Below are 17375 nucleotides of genomic sequence, written 5' to 3'. Positions count from 1 at the left end.
GGGCGTTTCACGTGGAACATTGCGCGAATCAGAGCCGCAAGGGCATGACCACGTGGCGGCAGCGTTCATTGGACGCTTCCCGCACCAGCGCCGAGGAATTGGCGTCGCGCAGGGAAATCACCACCGTCTCGTCGCGCAGGGCGGTCAGGGCGTCCAGCAGATAATTCACGTTGAAGCCGACAGCGAGATCGCCCACGCGGGTATCGGCCTCCACCTCTTCCTGCGCCTCTTCCTGCTCCGGATTGTGGGCGCTGATCTTCAACTGGCCCGGAGAGACCTCGATACGCACACCGCGGTACTTCTCGTTGGAAAGAATCGCCGCACGCTGCAGGGAGGCACGCAGGACCTCGCGGTCGATCCGAACCTCCTTGTCCGCCCCGATCGGGATGACCGCCTCGTAATCCGGGAAACGACCATCGATGAGCTTGCTGGTGAAGGTGACATCGTCGCGCTTCACCCGCAGGTGGCTGCGGCCCATCTCCAGTTCCAGTTCGCGCTCGCCGCCTTCCAACAGGCGCTGCAGCTCGGTCACGCCCTTGCGCGGCACGATGATCTGGCGCTTGGTGCTGGCGCCTGCGTCCAGCGCCGCTTCGCACAGCGCGAGTCGATGGCCGTCGGTAGCCACGCAGCGCAGGCTGGCTTCGCGCAGGTCGAACAACAGGCCGTTGAGGTAGTAGCGCACGTCCTGCTGAGCCATGGCGAACGCCGTGCGTTCGATCAGTTCCTTCAGGCCGGCCTCCGGAACGCGGACGCGTTCGGTCGCCTCGACTTCGTCGATCGACGGGAAATCGTTGGCCGGCAACGAGGACAGGGTGAAACGGGAGCGCCCCGCCTGGACGGTGATCTTGTCCGCCGTCTGCGAGACCGTGACCTTACTGCCGTCGGGCAGGGCGCGAACGATCTCGAACAGCTTGCGTGCCGGGATCGTGGTCTCGCCGTCCTGCGCATCGTCTACGCCGATGCGGGACACCATCTCGACTTCCAGATCGGTGCCGGTGAGCGACAACTGTCCGCTCTTCACCTGGACCAACAGGTTGGCGAGGACCGGCAGGGTCTGCCGACGCTCAACGACATTGACGACTTGCGCCAAGGGCTTCAGAAAGACTTCGCGTTGCAGGCTGAAACGCATTCGATGCCGCTCCCCGGTACCAAAACAAAGGTAGTGAATAAATCAAAAGCATGGTGATGATGGAGCCGCGAAAATCTGCGGAAAACAGCATCAAGCCTTTGATTCAAAAGGAAAATCTGTAACTAACAAGCCTAGTGGAAACCGACCGTGAGCCGGGGCACAAGCTGTGGACAACTCTGCGGGCGATTCGCCGCGTCCGAGTTGTCCACAGATTGCGCGCAAGGACTCCGCACAGGGCTGTGAGCAAGTGGCGGCGTCCACCGCTTGTCCACAGGTTTGTTCGCGGCGACGCGCTCGGTCCCTTCGGACCCGGAGCGGGATATCCACCGGTCACACCTGCATATGCGAACGATACCGCGCCTGCAGGCGGCTGCGCAGGGGCGAAGCGGAAAATATTGCGTCGGCCGGCGACCGGACGGCTACAGGTTGGGGGAGCGGCCGGCGCGCCGCGTTTACTCGCTGAGCTTGCGAATCAGCTTGTCCCAGTCTTCGCGCAGCTTGCCGTCGGTCTCGAGCAGGCCGCGGATCTGGCGGCAAGCATGCAGGACGGTGGTGTGATCGCGGCCAGCGAAGGCGTCGCCGATCTCGGGCAGGGAGTGTTCGGTCAATTCCTTGGCCAGCGCCATCGCCACCTGGCGCGGGCGCGCCAGTGAGCGGGTGCGGCGCTTGCCCAGCAGGTCCTTGATCTGCAGGCCGTAGTAATCGGCCACGACCTTCTGGATGTTGGGAATGCCGATCGCCTGTTGCTGCGCGCGCAGCAGGTCGCGCAGCGTTTCCTGCGCGAATTCGGTGGTGATGGCGCGGCCGGTGAAGTTGGCGCGTGCGGCCAGCGTGTTGAGCGCGCCTTCCAGGTCGCGCACGTTGCTGCGCATCTTCTTGGCGAGCAGGAACGCGACGTCCTCGGGAATATGCGCGCCGCGCTCGCGCGCCTTGCTCAACACGATCTGCGCGCGCGTTTCGAAGTCGGGCGGATCGATCGCGACCGAAAGACCCCAGCCCAGGCGCGATTTCAGCCGCGGCTCCAGGCCGTCGACCTCGCGCGGGAAACGGTCGCAGGTCAGGATGATCTGCTGCTTGCCGTCGATCAGCGCGTTGAAGGTGTGGAAGAACTCTTCCTGGGTGCGGTCCTTACCGGCGAAGAACTGGATGTCGTCGATCAGCAGCGCATCGACCTGCTGGAACTGGCGCTTGAACGCCGCCATGCCGTTGGTCTTGTCCTGCAGCGCCTTCATCAGCGAGGCCAGGAACTGTTCGCTGCGCAGGTACAGCACGCGCATGTTCGGATTGGCCACGCGCATGGCATTGCCCGCGGCGAACATCAGATGGGTCTTGCCCAGGCCGGTGCCGCCATAGAGCAGCAGCGGGTTATGCGCGCGGTCGCCCGGTCGCGCCGCCGCCTGCATCGCCGCGGCACGGCCAAGCTGGTTGCTGCGGCCTTCGACGAAGTTGTCGAAGGTGTAGTGCGCATCGAGGTTGCCTTCGAAGGGTTCGCTGCGGGCCGGTTCGGCCCCGCCACGCACCGGAATGCTCTCCACCAGGGCGGCCGGAGCTGACGCACGCGGCAGGGCGCCGATTTCCAGCTGCACTTCCGCGCTGCCGGCGAAATGGCTCAGCAGCTCGCGGATACGGCCGAGGTAGCGTTCGCGAACGTGCTCGACGACGAAGGCGTTGGGTGCATACAGCACGGTCACATCGTCGCGACGTGCGGCCTGCAGAGGTTTCAGCCAGGTGTGGACGTCTTCGACCGGGTATTCGGCTTCCAGGCGTTCGAGGCAGCGGGGCCAGGCTTCCATCAGGTGGGACTACTCGCTATCGGCGGCCCGCGACCAAAGTCGCGGCGAAAAAAGGGCTCAACGCGATGCGTTAATCGCGCCGGGCAGAGGGGAGGAGGGGCGCCAGCCTATCACCGCAGCGGGGGCGCGGAACAGGACTTGTCCACAGGCTGCGCACCGGTTCCACAATGTCGGGAGAAGTCGCAGAACGACATCAATTCCGAGCGTCAACACGCGGTCTCGGGCGGGTGCTCATCGGTCCGAAGTAGGGGAGGGTTGCTTCCGGCGCGCACCGCCGATAGAATCCCCAGTCTTTTCCGTCGTTTACGCCGAGCCGACCATGGCCACCAAGCGCACCTACCAGCCCAGCAACCTCAAGCGCAAGCGCGACCACGGCTTCCGTGCCCGCATGGCGACCGCCGATGGCCGCAAGGTCCTCGCCCGTCGTCGTGCCAAGGGCCGCAAGCGCCTCTGCGCCTAAGCGCAGACGGCTGCGCCTGCTTCGAGTAAGCACGCCCACGGCCGCCTTCGCCTTGTCGGCGGCCGCATGACTTCGATGACCTCCCGCTTCCCGCGCACCGCGCGGGTACGTGCGCGCGCGGATTTCGATCGCATCTTCGAACACGGCCGCCGCCAGGCCACGCCGCGGCTAGCCGTGCATTGGCACGCGATCGAGACGCCGGCCCGGCTCGGGCTCGCGGTATCGCGCAAGGTCGATCCCAATGCAGTGGGCCGCAACCGCATCAAACGCGCCCTGCGCGAAATCTTCCGCCAACATCGCACCGCGCTGGCCGCCGGCGACTACGTCGTCGTGGCGCGCCCGAGCGCGCGCGAGGCGTCGCGCGAACAGCTCGAACGCCATTTCCTCGATTTGCTGCGTCGCCTGGGCGCACTGCCGGCCGCTGCGTTGCCGGTGACTGCGGTGCCCGGCACAATGCCGCCCGCGCCGGACGCACGCGCTGCCAGCGATGGTCTTGCCTCGACCGGGCCAGACCCCACCTCCCTCTGACTGCGTCGACCTACACGTCGGCCGAGCCTGCCTTGCTCTCATGAACCAGACCCGCATTTTCCTGATCTTCGCCTGGATAGCACTGGCGACCCTGCTGTGGATGGAATGGGGCAAGGAGAAGGCGGCGCCCGCGACCCCGGTCGCTACGGAAAGCGCTTCCCCCGCCGTGCCCACGGCGACTCCGTCGGTACCGGCCGCAGGCGGCGCGATTCCCACCGCACCGGGCAGCGCGCCCACTGCGGCTGCGGCTGTCACCGGCACCGGCCGTGGCCAAGCCGTGAACGTCACCACCGACGTACTGCACGTCGTGCTCGACGGCGGCGAAGTGCGCCAGGCCGATCTGCTCAAGTATCCGAGCCTGGCCGCCGCCAACAGCGAACCGGTGCGTTTGTTCGCCGAAGACGCTGCCCACTACTTCGTGGCGCAGTCGGCCTGGACCGCTGACAGTGGCGTGGCGCCCGGGCAACAGGGCACGTTCGAGCCGGAGGGTGGCAACCGCGATTACCGCCTCACCGACCGCGAACTGGTCGTGCCCTTCGTGTGGACCGGCAGCAATGGCGTGACGGTGCGCCGCCAGTTCGTTTTCCAGCGCGGCAGCTACGTCGTCCAGGTTCGCGACGAAGTCGTCAACGCCAGCACGGTGCCGTGGAAGGCCTACGTCTATCGCGGCCTCAGCCGCGTGCCGCGCGCGATCGCCAGCAGCGGTCCGATGAGCGCGGAGAAGTACAGCTTCCAGGGCGCCGCCTGGTACAGCGACGCCGACAAGTACGAGCGGCACAAGTACGACGAATTCGCCAACAGCGCGCTGAACAAAGAAGTCACCGGCGGCTGGATCGGCATGCTGCAGCACCACTTCTTCGCTGCATGGATTCCGCAGAAGGACCAGGGCGCGCTGTTCGCGCTGCGCGAACAGGGCGGACGCTACACCGTCGAGGCGCGCGGCCCGGCGTTCAATGTCGCGCCCGGCGGCAAGGCCGAAACCAGTGCGCGGTTGTGGGTCGGCCCGAAGCTGGTGAAGCAGATCGATGCGCAGCAGGTGAAGGGCCTCGATCGCGCGGTGGATTTCTCGCGCTTCAGCTGGGCCGCCACCCTCGCCGGCTGGCTGTTCTGGGTGCTCGACAAGCTGCACGGTCTGATCGGCAACTGGGGCTGGTCGATCATCGGCCTGGTGGTGTTGCTCAAGGCGCTGATGTATCCGCTGTCGTCCGCGCAGTACGGCTCGATGGCGAAGATGCGCAAGTTCCAACCGCGCATCAAGCAGCTGCAGGAGCGCTACGGCGACGACAAGCAGAAGCTGCAGATGGCGATGATGGAGCTGTACAAGAAGGAGAAGATCAATCCGGTCGGCGGCTGTCTGCCGATCCTGGTGCAGATGCCGGTCTTCCTCTGCCTGTACTGGATGCTGTCGGAATCGGTGGAGCTGCGCCACGCGCCGTGGATCGGCTGGATCACCGACCTGACCTCCCGCGATCCTTTCTTCATCCTGCCGGCGATCAACCTTGGCGTGATGTGGCTGACGCAGAAGATGACGCCGCCGGCGCCGGGCATGGATCCGATGCAGCAGAAGATGATGCAGTTCATGCCGCTGGTGTTCGGCGTGCTGTTCGCTTTCATGCCAGCGGGCCTGGTGCTGTACTGGATCACCAACGGCAGCCTGGGTCTGTTGCAGCAGTGGTGGATGGCCAAGCGTCACGCCGAAGAGCCGGCAAAGGCCGCGGCCTGATCCTGCCTTCATGACGAACGAAGCCCGCCGCAAGGCGGGCTTCGTGTTTTCGGTACGGGCTACGCGCAACGGCGCTATCTTTCCCTGATCGGATGCAGGCCTCCCCATGTCGCAGAGAGAAACCATCGCCGCGATAGCGACAGCGCCTGGAGCCGGGGGCGTCGGCATCGTGCGCCTGTCCGGTGCGCATGCTCGCGCGATCGCCGAAAGCATCAGCGGCGTCTCGCTGATCCCACGCCACGCGCACTACGCGCGCTTCGCCACACGCGGCGGCGACGTCATCGACGACGGCATCGCGCTGTGGTTCAAGGCCCCCGCAAGCTACACCGGCGAAGACGTGGTCGAACTGCAGGCGCATGGCAGCCCGGTGGTGCTCGAGCAACTCGTGCAGCGCTGCGTCGAACTGGGTGCCCGCCGTGCGCGCCCGGGCGAATTCAGCGAACGCGCCTTCCTCAATGGCAAGCTCGATCTCGCCCAGGCCGAAGCGGTCGCCGACCTCATCGCCGCGGCCGACGCCAACGCCGCGCGTGCGGCGCGCCGTGCGCTCGAAGGCGAGTTCTCGCGCCGCGTCGAAGCCATTGCCGCTGACGTACTGGCGATCCGCGTGCATGTCGAAGCCGCGATCGATTTCGCCGACGAACCCATCGATACCCTGGGCGGCGCACAACTGCGCGCGCGCTTCGCCACGACTGCACACGCATTGGACGAACTGCTGCAAGCCGCCGAACGCGGCCGTCGCCTGCGCGACGGTTTGCATGCGGTGATCGTGGGACCGCCGAACGCCGGCAAGAGCTCGCTGCTCAATGCCCTGGCCGGCAGCGACCGCGCCATCGTCACCGATATCGCCGGCACCACGCGCGATCTGTTGCAGGAGGTCGTGCGCATCGACGGCGTCGAACTCACTCTGGTCGACACCGCCGGCCTGCGCGAGGGCGGCGATGCGATCGAGCGCGAAGGCATGCGCCGTGCGCGCGTCGAACTCGCACGCGCCGACCTCGCCCTGATCGTGCTCGACGCGCGTGAAGCGCAGGCCGGTCGCAGCGCGGTCGCCGACGCGATTGCCGCCGTGCCGCAACGGCTGTGGATACATAACAAGGCCGACCTGTTGGCGACCGCGCCGACGCCCGCAGCCGACGATCCCGCGAGCACCGATCATCTCTATGTATCGGCACACACCGGCACGGGACTCGACTTACTGCATGCACGCCTGCGCACCTTGGCCCAAGGCGAGGCGGCGGTGGGCGAGGGCACGTTCACCGCGCGCGCGCGCCACGTCGATGCGCTGCAGTTGGCCCGGGCCGAGTTCGCCCTGGCCCGCGAACAGCTCGAGGCCGAGGCCCTGGATCTCGCCGCCGAGTCGCTGCGCCATGCGCACGACGCCCTCGGCGAGATCACCGGCCATGTCCGCGCAGATGACCTTTTAGGTCACATTTTTTCCAGCTTTTGCATCGGAAAGTGAAGCCAGGTCGCAAAAACCCGGCCCAGGCAGCGGACCGCACCGGGTGAATGCGCGACGCGCTTGACAAAGGGTCTGGCGCGCGTCTCACTTGCGCGGTGCGCACTAGATCGCCGCACTCCAGGGGACCCAAAAACATGATTTCCAAGTACTTCGAGGCCCGGTCCGTGCGCCGGCCCGCCACACTCCAGTTCATTGCCGTGCTGACGGTCGGTCTGCTGCTCGCTGCATGCGGCAAAGAACAGCCCGCCGAGCAGGCCGCCGCGCCCACGACGACGGCGCCGGCACCGACGCCTGCGACCGCCGTGTCTTCGCAGGTCGCCGCAATGTCGGCCGACCAGCTGCGCGAAGCCGCCAGCAAGGCCTACGCGGAAAACCGCCTGTACGCGCCGGCCGGCGACAACGCCGTCGAGTACTACCTCGCCCTTCGCGACAAGACCCAGGGCGACGCCGCAGTCGCCAGCGCGCTGACCGACCTGCTGCCGATGACGGTGATCGCTGTCGAGCAGAGCGTCAACCGCGACGACTTCAGCGAAGCCAAGCGCCTGTCGGCCCTGTTGGAAAAAGCCGATCCGCAGCATCCGGCTCTGGCCCGCCTGAAGGCCAGCATCGCCGCGCAGGAAGCCACCGCCGCCCAGCGCGCGCAGGCCCTGACCGCCGAGGAAGAAGCCAAGCGCCAGAAGGAACTCGAAGACAAGCGCCTGGCCGACCAGAAGAAGCAACAGGAAGACGCGGCCAAGAAGCTCGCCTCGCAGCAGGCCGCCAGCGACAAGGCGGCAGCGGACAAGGCCGCCGCCAACAAGGAGGCTGCGGACAAGGCCGCTGCAGACCGTGCCGCCGCCGACAAGGCCGCCGCGGACCGCCGCGCCGCTGAGCAGCGCAATACGGCCGCCGCCGCCGCACCGTCCGCTTCGGATCTGCGCCCGATCTCGATGCCGGCGCCGAAGTTCCCGCCGGAAGCACTGCGCGCCGGCCAGTCCGGTTCGGTGCTGGTCGAGTACACCGTCGGCACCGACGGCACCGTCACCGCCGCACGCGTGGTTCGCTCCAACCCCGCCCGCATCTTCGATCGCGAAGCGGTGAACGCCGTGCGCAAGTGGCGCTTCCAGCCGGTGGCTGCACCGGTGACTACGCGTCGTGAGATCAGCTTTAACCCGCAGGGATAAGGCAGGCCGCTTACGCGGCGCTGCCGTAAAAGAAAAAGCCCGCGATTGCCGGGCTTTTTTGTTGGTTCTTGCTGCCATCCATGGCGTCGCTGATCGGGCTACGGAACGTCCTCACCCAGATATAGCCAACCGCTCCTGGTGATAGCGCCGCACCGCCGCAAACCACAGCACTGCTGCTATGCCGAAGCCGGCGGCAAGGTAGATGACCCACACCTGCATCGGAATGAACTCGGCGCGGATCACCTTCAACAGCATCTGGTTCTGCGCCAGGAACGGCACCGTGTACTGCCACGACTGTTCCTTCAGCGGATTCACCATCAGCATGATCGTCGGCACCATCGGCAGCAGCATCAGCCACATCATGTGGCTCTGCGCTTCCTTCATGCTCTTGGCCGTGGCCGACAGATAGGTCAGCAGCGAAGTGCCGATGAACAGCATCGGCAGCAGCACCAGCAGCATCTTGCCGATCGCCATGAAGGTGACGTCGATGACCATGCCGGCGTCGCTGCTGAACTGCGCGCTGAGCTTGAACGCCAGCAGCGTCAGCACCAGCGAGGCGATGCCCATGGTGCAGGCGGCGGCAATCTTGCCGCTGACGATGGAGCTGCGCGCGGACGGCGTGGCCAGCAGCGGTTCCAGCGACTGGCGCTCGCGCTCGCCGGCGGTGGCATCCATGATCAGGTACGCGCCGCCGAGGAACGAGGTCAGGATCAGCAGATAGGGCAGCAGTGCCGCGGCAAGCGCGCCGCGTTTGGCTTCGGCCGAAGCGAGATCGCGGTTGCCGATGCTCAGCGGCTTGGTCACGCCCGGGTCGATGCCGCGCGCCAGCAGACGCAGCGTTCCGACCTGACCGCTGTAGGCCTCGAGCGCCGAGCGCAGCCGCGCCATCGGAATGTCCGCCGCCTTGCGCGTGCTGTCGGCGACGATCTCGATCTTCGCCGCGTCGCCCTTGCGCCATTGCGCGCCGTAGTCGGCGTCGATGCTCAATGCGACGTCGACGTCTTGGCGTGCGATGGCCGCATCCAGGTCCTTCGGCGGCGCCACCGCCTTGATCCCGCGCGTGGCGAGGAACGCAACGAGATTCGGTGCGCGCTCGGCGCCCGTCACCGGCACTTCCATGACTTTGTCGAGTTCGGTGCGCGCGCGATTCTCCGCAAGCTTGCCGACGCCCAGCATCAGCACCGGATACAGCAAGGGGCCCAACAGCAGCGCGAGCATCAGCGTGCGGCGATCGCGCGAGATGTCGCGCAGTTCCTTGCGCATCACCGCGAGCATCGTGGACATCATTCCCGACTTCTTGCTCATGCGTGCAGGCCCTCCTCCGAGCCGATGGCCTTGACGAAGGCGTCTTCCAGATTCGACTCGCCGGTCTGCGCGCGCAGCTCGTCGGCGCTGCCGGCGGCGACGACGCGCCCCTTGGCGATGATCACGATGCGGTCACACAGCGCGGCGACCTCCTGCATGATGTGGCTGGAGAAGATCACGCAGCGGCCCTCGGCCTTGAGTTGTTGCAGGAAGGCGCGCATGGCGCGCGTGGTCATCACGTCCAGGCCGTTGGTCGGTTCGTCGAGGATGACGTTCTTCGGATCGTGCACCAGCGCCCGCGCGATCGCGGTCTTGGTGCGCTGCCCTTGCGAGAAGCCTTCGGTCTGGCGATCGAGGATGTCGCGCATGTCCAGGGCGGAAGACAGCACGTCGGTGCGGCGGGCGATATCGGCCGCCGACATGCCGTGCAGCTCGCCGAAATAGGCGATGTTTTCACGCGCGGTCAGGCGCTTGTACACGCCGCGTGCATCCGGCAGCACGCCCAGTGCGCGGCGTACCGCTTCGGGCTCGCGTGACGCGTCGAGCCCGTCCACGGTGATGCTGCCCTGCTCGGGCTTCATCAGCGTGTAGAGCATGCGCAGCGTCGTGGTCTTGCCGGCGCCGTTGGGGCCGAGCAGGCCGGTGATTTCGCCATCGCGCGCGGTGAAGCTGACGCCGTCCACCGCCTTCACTATGCCGGTGCGCGTCTTGAAACTCTTGTGCAGATCGTTTGCGTTGATCATGAATGCGTTCTCCTAAACACCACGGCGCGGCTCACGGCTCCCAGCCGTTGAACGAAGTGAAGGGGGGCACGTAGCTGAGGCTGTCGAGGCAGGTCGCGTCGAGCGCCTTCGCATCGGCGGTCTCGAAGAACCGGCCCAACAGCTTGGGCATGCAACCCAGGTTCATCGCGCCGTGGCCCTGGCCGCGCAGCACGAGATGGCGGCCGTTGGGCAGGCTCTTCACCACCTCCTCGCCATACACGGGCGGCGTGACCGGATCGAGTTCGCCCGAGGTCACCAGCACCGGTACGTTGGTCTTCAAAGGCGCAGTGAAGTCCGCGGCCATCTTGCCGCGCGGCCACTGCTGGCAGGCCAGGAAGAATGTGCGCGCCATGTCGGGGCCGAGCACCGTGTTCGCATCCTTGGGATCGGGCTGGTAGCGCGGTGCGTCCTCGGCGCAGATTACCGACCACTGCATGCCGCGGTTGAGCTCGCCGCTGACCTGGCTGCTCCAGAACTTCGCGATCGACATCAGCGGTTCGTAGCGGCCCTGTTCGGCTTCGCTCACCACCAACGGCAGCAGCGAAGACAATTGCGGCACGTACGAGACGCCGTGGGTCAGGCCGATCAGCGTATCGGCGGTGAGCATGTCCTGCTTGGGCTCGTTGGTGTCGGGGTCGCGATAGCTCACCTGCACCGGCGCCGTGGTCAGGCGCGTCTTGAGTGCGTTCAAGCGCGCGATCAAGTCGCCGCCGCCGTTGCCGGAATAGCGGGCCTTGCAGGCCGGCAGCTTCGCGCACTGCGTGTCCTGCTTGCGCAGCGCTTCTTCCAGGCGTTGCGCGAACTCGCCGCCGACCACCAGCCGGTTCGGCGCGACGCCGTCGAGCACGACGCTGCGCGTGTGCTGCGGAAAATGCATCGCGTACTGTTGCGCGACGCGCGTGCCGTAGGAACCGCCGATCACGTTGATCTTGTCGGCACCGATGGCTGCGCGCACGGCATCGAGGTCGGCGATGGCATCGCCCGTGGTGTAGAAGCGCGGATCCGCACGGCCCGCCAGCGATTTCAGGCATTGACCGACATAGGCCGACAGTGCCGCGTCATCCAGCTGGGCGCTGTCGTCGAACGTGAGCGGCCCGCCCTTGGCGTCGCGGCAGTCCAGCGGATTGGACTTGCCGGTACCGCGCTGGTCGATCAGCACGATGCCGCGCTGCTTGCGCGCCTCGTGCAGAGCCATGTCGATCGGCGCGGCCAGCGTGGTCGCGGCCTGTCCGGGGCCACCGGCGAGGAAGAAGATCGGGTCGGGCGTGCCGCCCGATTTGTCTTCGGCGGGCAGCCAGGCGATGTTGAGCGCGATGCTGCGCGCCTTCGGATTGGCGCGATCCTCCGGTACCGAGAACGTCGCGCACTGTGCTTCGACCGGCGGCAGTCCCTGCTCGCTCGTCAGCACGCAGGGCTTGAAGCCGATGCGCCCGTAATTGCGGACCGGGGTGGAATCACTGGCGGTGCTGCCAGTGGACTGCGGCGATTGCGCAGCGGTTGCCGTGTGGCCTTCCGTGGCGAACTGCCGGTAGCCGAAAAAGCCCAGTGCCGCGGCGACGGCTAGAGCGATGCGGAGCTTGCGGGACATCGTGCGGTTTCCCCTTTGCAGGATGTGGAGCGAGGTGGCGCGAGGTTTATCGGTCGACTTGTAGCGGTAGATCCATGTGAAACGAAGGACTCAGCCCTCATCCGGCAGAAAGACGTATTCGATCGGCTTGCCGAACAGCCGCGCGATGCGGAAGGCGAGCGGCAAGCTAGGATCGTACTTGCCGGTTTCGATGGCGTTGACGGTTTGGCGCGACACTTCCAGCCGCTCGGCGAGCTCGCCTTGCGACCAACCGTGGCGTTCGCGTAGTTCGCGGATTCGGCTGTGCATGGCGCGGCGTCAGGAATAGCGACGCGAGACGACCACTTTGGCCACGACGTACACCAGGCACAGCATGGGCAGCACCCAGATCATGGCGGCGCCCGCCGGCACGGCGATCACCTTGGCCACCTGCAACAGCCCCGCGGCCAGATAGGCCACCGACACCCAAGCGGCGGCGAATGCCAGCGCCTCCACTTCGATGCGCCGCTGCAGTTCGTCCGCATCACGGACGTAGCGCACCATCGCCCGCACGGCCAGCGCCACCGGCGGCACCGGGAGCAGCGCGATCACCGTGCGCAACACCACGCCGTCCACGCGCTTGAGCAGCCACACCGAGAGAAGGATCGTGACCACATACAGCACCATCGCCGGCATCAGTTCGCGCAGGTAGCGGCGGCGCAGGGCGGGCGTGGTGGTGTCGCAGGGTGCGGGCAGGCGCCAGCGCAACAAGGCGGCGAGCAGCAGACTGCCGCCGGTGCCGTAGAGCACGCCGAGCAGGAAATCCGGGACGCGGCCGGCGGCCAGCAGGCTCAGGCCGATCGCCGCAGCGAGAACGAGGACGCCACCGGCAACGAGCGAGCGGGTCGACATGGCGGTCCTGTCAAGGAAGGTTGACAGGACGATACGGCCGCCCAAAGCGGCGTGTCAAGCACCCTTTACAGGGCCTGCGGCCGGGGCCTTATTTGCTGCTGACGTACTTCTCGCGGCGGATCTGCGGCACCGGCAGGCCATAGCCCTTCAGCGACTCGAAGCAGGCATCGACCATGTTCGGGTTGCCGCACAGATAGGCGATGTCGTGCGCCGCATCCGGCGCGAATTCGGCGAGGAACTGCTGCACGTAGCCGTGGCGCACGTCGGCATGCGCGTGCGGCGAATCCGCCGCGGGCAGCTCGCGCGACAGGCAGGGCACGAAACGGAAGTGATCCGGATGCTTGTCGGCGAACGCGCGGAACTCGTCGCCATAGAGCAGCTCGCCCGGGTTACGCGCACCGAACAGCAGCACCACCTTCACGCCGCGCTGGCGGATCTGCGTCTCCAGCTGCGGCAGCATCGCGCGGTATGGGGTGACACCGGTGCCGGTGCCGATCAGCAGGTAGCGCCGGTTGCTGTCCGCGGGCATCAGGCAGAAGCGGCCGAAGGGACCGCTGGCATCGACGGTTTCGCCGGTCTTGAGGCCCTCGAACAAGGCCGTCGCCGCGCCACCGACCACGTAGCTCACCGCGATCTCCACGCCTTCGCCAGGACCCAGCGCATGGTCGTGGATGGTCGCCAACGAATACGAACGCTTGGTCGCCGTGCCGTCGCCGTAGCTGAAATGGACCTGGATGAACTGGCCGGGGATGAAGTCCAGCGGCTGCTCGTCCGCACGGACGAAGGTGTAGTGGCCGACGGTGGGCGCCAGCATGCGGCGCGATACGAGCTTGAGCGGGAAATGCTGGATGGCCACGTTACGAGGTCTGTTCCTGGAATCGGTCCGGTCGGATGGAACACTGCGTGGCGAAGGGCTCGCCATCGGGCCGCCTATACTACCGGGGTTCGCCGCGCGGCTCCTGGTTGGGTTCACAGACTCCCTAATGAGCGGCCCGGCCATCCGCGCCGGCTCATTTTCACAGCGAGCCCAACCCGAGTACGCCGTCCTGAGCCCGCCGAAGGACGCACTTCATACGAAGCCCCATGACCGAGCCATCCCAAGCTCCCGCGCTTTCCATCCGCGACCTGCGTAAGACCTACGACAACAAGGTCGAAGCCCTCAAGGGCGTGTCCCTGGACGTGAAGCCCGGCGACTTTTTCGCCCTGCTCGGTCCCAACGGCGCCGGCAAGTCGACCCTGATCGGCATCGCCAGCTCGCTGGTGAACCTGAGCAGCGGCTCGGTGTCCATCTTCGGCACCGACCTGCTCAGGCACCGCGACGAGGCCATGCGCCTGATTGGCCTGGTGCCGCAGGAACTCAACTTCAACATGTTCGAGAAGCCGCTCGACATCCTGGTCAACTACGCCGGTTTCTACGGCGTGCCGCGCGCGGAAGCGCTGGTGCGCGCGGAAGAAGAGCTGCGCCGTGCCCACCTGTGGGAAAAGGCGACGATGATGAGCCGCACGCTGTCGGGCGGCATGAAGCGCCGCCTGATGATCGCGCGCGCGATGATGACGCGGCCGCGCCTGCTGATCCTCGACGAACCCACCGCCGGCGTCGATATCGAGATCCGCCGCGGCATGTGGAAGACGCTGAAGGAAATCAACGCGGCGGGCACCACGATCATTCTCACCACGCATTATCTGGAAGAAGCCGAAAGCCTCTGCCGCAACCTGGCCATCATCGACAAGGGCCGCATCGTCGAACAGGGTCCGATGAAGGCGCTGCTGGCCAAGCTCGATGTCGAGGGCTTCCTGTTCGACATCGACGGCACGCTGCCGTCGACGCTGCCGGCGATCGCCGGCACCACCATCCACGCCACCGACGACCACACGCTGGATGTGGAGATGCCGCGCGCGATGGATCTCAACCGTGTCTTCGGCGCGTTGAACGACGCCGGCATCCGCGTGCGTTCGATGCGAACCAAGAGCAACCGCCTGGAGGAATTGTTCGTGCGCCTGATCAGCGAGGGCACGCAGAGCAATGGCGTACAGGTCCAGCCGGAGGAATCGGTATGAGCACAGCCATCGACAAGCCCATCGAACTGACGTCGAGTCAGCGCAACTTCACCGCCTACGGCACCATCGTCCGCCGCGAAGTCACCCGCATCCTGCGCATCTGGGGCCAGACCCTGGTGCCGCCGGCGATCACTATGACGCTGTACTTCCTGATCTTCGGCGGGCTGATCGGCCGCCAGATCCGGGCGATGGACGGCGTGCGCTACATGGATTTCATCGTCCCCGGCCTGGTGATGATGAGCGTCATCCAGAACAGCTACGGCAACATTTCCTCGAGCTTCTTCGGCGCCAAGTTCGGACGCCACGTCGAGGAGCTGCTGGTCAGCCCCATGCCCAATTGGGTGATCCTCTCCGGCTACGTCACCGGCGCAGTACTGCGCGGCCTGATGGTCGGCGTCATCGTGCTGGCGATCTCGATGCTGTTCACCCGCGTCAGCATGCCGCACCCGCTGATCACGTTCACCACCGTGCTGCTCGGCGCAACGATCTTCTCGCTCGCCGGCTTCGTCAACGCGGTGTACGCGAAGAAGTTCGACGACATCGCGATCGTGCCGACCTTCATCCTCACGCCGCTCACCTACCTCGGCGGCGTGTTCTATTCGGTGAAGCTGCTGCCGGTGTGGGCGGAGGCCGCCACGCATATCAATCCGGTGTTCTACATGGTCAATGCATTCCGCTACGGCCTGCTCGGCATCACCGACGTGTCGATGTGGACGGCCTACGGATTGATGCTGGCCTTCATCGTCGGCCTCAGCGCGCTCGCGCTGTGGCTGCTCAAGCGGGGCGTCGGCCTGCGTAGCTGACACCTTCGCCTGTACCGCAGGAACGGCCCGCTTCGGCGGGCCTTTTCTTTGGGCGCGCGCAGGAGGCCTGTAATTGGTGCCGGTGGTTTCCGAATCCATGAACAAGGCATGGGCACACCGGGTGCCCACGGAGGTGCCCCATGAACGCGCGATATGCAATCGTCCTGGCTGCGCTGATGTTCCCGTTGGCTGCCGCCGCGGCACCGCCCACATCGTCCCCCATCATCGTCAGTTGCGAGCAACGCAACTGGCCGAGCCTGGAGCGCGTCGCCCACGAGGTCGGCGTCAATGCGTTCGATCCGGTTCCCGATGTTCGCAAGCGCGCGATCATCGCGGGCCTGCGCGCCTGCCGCCATGGCGCCACCGATCTGCTGGTCGTCTTCGAATCCCCGCGCGTGCGGGTGAAGGAAATGGAAGTCGCGCAGGTCTCCGGCCAGCGCTAGGAGAATTTTATGAACGCAGGGATCCGCATGGTCCTCGTCGGCCTGGCCCTGACTTGCCCCGCGGCGGGTGCGGGCGAGAGGACTGCCGCTTCGCTGCCGCCGGTCACCGCCCAGGCGGTCCTCTACGTCACCGACTGCGCTCAGCGCGCTTTGCCTTCCCAGCAAGCGGTCGGGGAATGGACCGGGCAGCACAACTTCAGCCAGGTCTATAACACCCGCCAGCGCCTGATGGCGGAAATCGGTCGGGCCTGTCAGCGGACCGGCGTTGAACAAATCCACGTCGTCGCGCGCATGCGTGCACGCAGCGCAGAGCTGGTCGCGCTGGCTGACCTCGATAAGTGACCGGCCCGACTAAGGCGCAGGCAGACGGAAGAACGCCTGCGCCGCAGCGGTGGTGGCCGCCGCCATCTCGGTGACGCTCTCGCCACGGTCGCGCGCGAGTTCTTCGACGATGTGCGCCAAGTAGAGGGGCTCGTTGCGCCGATGCGACGGCGCCGGCTTCACCGTGCGCGGCAACAGATAGGGCGCATCGGTCTCGATCATCAAACGATTGGCCGGAATGTGTTTCACCAGTTCCCGCAGATGCTGGCCGCGGCGCTCGTCGCACAGCCAGCCGGTGATGCCGATGTGCCAGTCCTGGTCGAGGTAGTCGAACAGCTCCTCGCGTGTGCCGGTGAAGCAGTGCACGACCGCCGGGCCGAGGCGACCTTCGAAGTTGCGCATCATCGCCATGAAGTCGGCGTGCGCGTCGCGCTGGTGCAGGAACAGCGGTTTGCGGGTGTCCACGGCGATCTGCAGTTGCAGCTCGAACGCGCGGCGCTGCGACGGGCGTGGCGAGAAGTCGCGGAAGTAGTCCAGACCGCACTCGCCGACCGCGACGACTTCGGCATGCGTATGTAGCGCACGCATCTCCGCATCGCATTCGGCGGTGTATTCGCTGGCATGGTGCGGGTGCACGCCGGCCGTGGCGAACAATTCACCGGGATGCTGCTTGGCCAGCTTCAGCGCCAGCGGCGAATGCTCGCGCGATGCCCCCGTCACCACCATCTGCATGACGCCCGCCTCGCGCGCGCGCTGCAGCACCGCGTCGCGGTCGTGGTCGAAGCTGTCGTGGGTGAGGTTGGCGCCGATGTCGATCAGTTGCATAGAGGAATTGTAGCTTTGCCATCGCCCCGCTTGCGGGGAGAGGGACAGCGTCGCGTAGCGACGCAGGGTGAGGGGACGTGGTGCTCGGCGAAAAGCTTCCCCTCATCCGCCCCTTCGGGGCACCTTCTCCCCGCTCGCGGGGA

At 66.3% G+C, this 17375-nt stretch carries 18 protein-coding genes; 9 read left to right on the top strand and 9 right to left on the bottom strand.

The window, feature by feature from the left end:
• Positions 1–28: 28 nt before the first annotated feature.
• Both dnaN and dnaA read right to left on the bottom strand, forming a co-directional pair.
• On the bottom strand, positions 29–1129 hold the full coding sequence (gene dnaN, locus ACYVJ8_RS12595) for a DNA polymerase III subunit beta (RefSeq protein WP_460712893.1): 1101 nt from the start codon (positions 1127–1129) through the stop codon (positions 29–31).
• A gap of 452 nt (positions 1130–1581) precedes the next feature.
• Positions 1582–2922, bottom strand: coding sequence for a chromosomal replication initiator protein DnaA (gene dnaA / locus ACYVJ8_RS12590; protein ID WP_460712891.1), 1341 nt, complete (start codon positions 2920–2922; stop codon positions 1582–1584).
• A 319-nt stretch (positions 2923–3241) separates the two neighbouring features.
• Here dnaA and rpmH point away from each other — a divergent pair, with 319 nt between their 5' ends.
• The 5 genes from rpmH (at position 3242) to ACYVJ8_RS12565 (ending at position 8255) form a co-directional block, all read left to right on the top strand.
• On the top strand, positions 3242–3382 hold the full coding sequence (gene rpmH, locus ACYVJ8_RS12585) for a 50S ribosomal protein L34 (RefSeq protein ID WP_036139660.1): 141 nt from the start codon (positions 3242–3244) through the stop codon (positions 3380–3382).
• 75 nt (positions 3383–3457) lie between these two features.
• Entirely contained in the window at positions 3458–3910 is a 453-nt protein-coding gene (gene rnpA, locus ACYVJ8_RS12580; protein WP_460712889.1) for a ribonuclease P protein component, read from the top strand.
• A gap of 40 nt (positions 3911–3950) precedes the next feature.
• Positions 3951–5633: a membrane protein insertase YidC gene (gene yidC / locus ACYVJ8_RS12575; RefSeq protein ID WP_460712887.1), complete on the top strand. Its 1683-nt coding sequence runs from the start codon at positions 3951–3953 to the stop codon at positions 5631–5633.
• Between the two features lie 106 nt (positions 5634–5739).
• A complete protein-coding gene (mnmE, locus tag ACYVJ8_RS12570) occupies positions 5740–7092 on the top strand; it encodes a tRNA uridine-5-carboxymethylaminomethyl(34) synthesis GTPase MnmE (protein WP_460712885.1) in 1353 nt (450 codons plus the stop codon).
• A 134-nt stretch (positions 7093–7226) separates the two neighbouring features.
• The gene (locus ACYVJ8_RS12565) at positions 7227–8255 is read left to right on the top strand and encodes an energy transducer TonB (protein WP_460712883.1); all 1029 of its coding nucleotides are present in this window, start codon (positions 7227–7229) and stop codon (positions 8253–8255) included.
• 111 nt (positions 8256–8366) lie between these two features.
• On the opposite strand, the gene ACYVJ8_RS12560 is transcribed toward ACYVJ8_RS12565, so the two are convergent.
• The 6 genes from ACYVJ8_RS12560 to ACYVJ8_RS12535 all read right to left on the bottom strand — a co-directional run bounded on the left by ACYVJ8_RS12560 (position 8367) and on the right by ACYVJ8_RS12535 (position 13638).
• Complete coding sequence (locus tag ACYVJ8_RS12560) at positions 8367–9560, bottom strand: ABC transporter permease (RefSeq protein WP_460712881.1); 1194 nt, start codon at positions 9558–9560, stop codon at positions 8367–8369.
• On the bottom strand, positions 9557–10303 hold the full coding sequence (locus tag ACYVJ8_RS12555; RefSeq protein WP_460712879.1) for an ABC transporter ATP-binding protein: 747 nt from the start codon (positions 10301–10303) through the stop codon (positions 9557–9559). Before ACYVJ8_RS12555 ends, ACYVJ8_RS12560 begins: the two co-directional genes overlap by 4 nt.
• Positions 10304–10334: 31 nt before the next feature.
• Positions 10335–11912 (bottom strand): alpha/beta hydrolase, encoded by a 1578-nt coding sequence (locus ACYVJ8_RS12550; protein WP_460712877.1) that lies wholly within the window; start codon positions 11910–11912, stop codon positions 10335–10337.
• Positions 11913–12002: 90 nt separating this feature from the next.
• The gene (locus ACYVJ8_RS12545) at positions 12003–12200 is read right to left on the bottom strand and encodes a helix-turn-helix transcriptional regulator (protein ID WP_460712875.1); all 198 of its coding nucleotides are present in this window, start codon (positions 12198–12200) and stop codon (positions 12003–12005) included.
• A gap of 9 nt (positions 12201–12209) precedes the next feature.
• Entirely contained in the window at positions 12210–12782 is a 573-nt protein-coding gene (locus ACYVJ8_RS12540; RefSeq protein WP_460712873.1) for a hypothetical protein, read from the bottom strand.
• Positions 12783–12870: 88 nt separating this feature from the next.
• On the bottom strand, positions 12871–13638 hold the full coding sequence (locus ACYVJ8_RS12535; RefSeq protein ID WP_460712871.1) for a ferredoxin--NADP reductase: 768 nt from the start codon (positions 13636–13638) through the stop codon (positions 12871–12873).
• Positions 13639–13865: 227 nt separating this feature from the next.
• Here ACYVJ8_RS12535 and ACYVJ8_RS12530 point away from each other — a divergent pair, with 227 nt between their 5' ends.
• From ACYVJ8_RS12530 to ACYVJ8_RS12515, 4 genes are all read left to right on the top strand, one after another.
• Positions 13866–14840 carry an ABC transporter ATP-binding protein gene (locus ACYVJ8_RS12530; protein ID WP_460712869.1) on the top strand — a complete coding sequence of 325 codons (975 nt, stop codon included), beginning with the start codon at positions 13866–13868 and terminating at the stop codon, positions 14838–14840.
• The gene (locus ACYVJ8_RS12525) at positions 14837–15643 is read left to right on the top strand and encodes an ABC transporter permease (protein ID WP_460712867.1); all 807 of its coding nucleotides are present in this window, start codon (positions 14837–14839) and stop codon (positions 15641–15643) included. The genes ACYVJ8_RS12530 and ACYVJ8_RS12525 overlap by 4 nt, the downstream gene beginning before the upstream one ends.
• A 140-nt stretch (positions 15644–15783) precedes the next feature.
• The gene (locus ACYVJ8_RS12520) at positions 15784–16086 is read left to right on the top strand and encodes a hypothetical protein (RefSeq protein WP_460712865.1); all 303 of its coding nucleotides are present in this window, start codon (positions 15784–15786) and stop codon (positions 16084–16086) included.
• A 9-nt stretch (positions 16087–16095) separates the two neighbouring features.
• Entirely contained in the window at positions 16096–16428 is a 333-nt protein-coding gene (locus ACYVJ8_RS12515) for a hypothetical protein (protein ID WP_460712863.1), read from the top strand.
• A 9-nt stretch (positions 16429–16437) separates the two neighbouring features.
• On the opposite strand, the gene ACYVJ8_RS12510 is transcribed toward ACYVJ8_RS12515, so the two are convergent.
• Positions 16438–17232, bottom strand: a complete 795-nt coding sequence (locus ACYVJ8_RS12510) for a TatD family hydrolase (protein ID WP_460712861.1) — start codon at positions 17230–17232, stop codon at positions 16438–16440.
• Positions 17233–17375: the final 143 nt, after the last annotated feature.

The sequence above is a fragment of the Lysobacter terrae genome, assembly GCF_054782215.1.
The sequence above is the reverse complement of the archived record's forward strand: the minus strand, read 5'-3'. Positions and strand labels throughout refer to the sequence as shown.

Excerpts from the sequence above, each read along its gene's own strand:
- dnaN (WP_460712893.1), bottom strand. The coding sequence starts at position 1,129 with ATGCGTTTCAGCCTGCAACGCGAAGTCTTTCTGAAGCCCTTGGCGCAA.
- dnaA (WP_460712891.1), bottom strand. The coding sequence starts at position 2,922 with ATGGAAGCCTGGCCCCGCTGCCTCGAACGCCTGGAAGCCGAATACCCG.
- rpmH (WP_036139660.1), top strand. The coding sequence starts at position 3,242 with ATGGCCACCAAGCGCACCTACCAGCCCAGCAACCTCAAGCGCAAGCGC.
- rnpA (WP_460712889.1), top strand. The coding sequence starts at position 3,458 with ATGACCTCCCGCTTCCCGCGCACCGCGCGGGTACGTGCGCGCGCGGAT.
- yidC (WP_460712887.1), top strand. The coding sequence starts at position 3,951 with ATGAACCAGACCCGCATTTTCCTGATCTTCGCCTGGATAGCACTGGCG.
- mnmE (WP_460712885.1), top strand. The coding sequence starts at position 5,740 with ATGTCGCAGAGAGAAACCATCGCCGCGATAGCGACAGCGCCTGGAGCC.
- ACYVJ8_RS12565 (WP_460712883.1), top strand. The coding sequence starts at position 7,227 with ATGATTTCCAAGTACTTCGAGGCCCGGTCCGTGCGCCGGCCCGCCACA.
- ACYVJ8_RS12560 (WP_460712881.1), bottom strand. The coding sequence starts at position 9,560 with ATGAGCAAGAAGTCGGGAATGATGTCCACGATGCTCGCGGTGATGCGC.
- ACYVJ8_RS12555 (WP_460712879.1), bottom strand. The coding sequence starts at position 10,303 with ATGATCAACGCAAACGATCTGCACAAGAGTTTCAAGACGCGCACCGGC.
- ACYVJ8_RS12550 (WP_460712877.1), bottom strand. The coding sequence starts at position 11,912 with ATGTCCCGCAAGCTCCGCATCGCTCTAGCCGTCGCCGCGGCACTGGGC.
- ACYVJ8_RS12545 (WP_460712875.1), bottom strand. The coding sequence starts at position 12,200 with ATGCACAGCCGAATCCGCGAACTACGCGAACGCCACGGTTGGTCGCAA.
- ACYVJ8_RS12540 (WP_460712873.1), bottom strand. The coding sequence starts at position 12,782 with ATGTCGACCCGCTCGCTCGTTGCCGGTGGCGTCCTCGTTCTCGCTGCG.
- ACYVJ8_RS12530 (WP_460712869.1), top strand. The coding sequence starts at position 13,866 with ATGACCGAGCCATCCCAAGCTCCCGCGCTTTCCATCCGCGACCTGCGT.
- ACYVJ8_RS12525 (WP_460712867.1), top strand. The coding sequence starts at position 14,837 with ATGAGCACAGCCATCGACAAGCCCATCGAACTGACGTCGAGTCAGCGC.
- ACYVJ8_RS12520 (WP_460712865.1), top strand. The coding sequence starts at position 15,784 with ATGAACGCGCGATATGCAATCGTCCTGGCTGCGCTGATGTTCCCGTTG.
- ACYVJ8_RS12515 (WP_460712863.1), top strand. The coding sequence starts at position 16,096 with ATGAACGCAGGGATCCGCATGGTCCTCGTCGGCCTGGCCCTGACTTGC.
- ACYVJ8_RS12510 (WP_460712861.1), bottom strand. The coding sequence starts at position 17,232 with ATGCAACTGATCGACATCGGCGCCAACCTCACCCACGACAGCTTCGAC.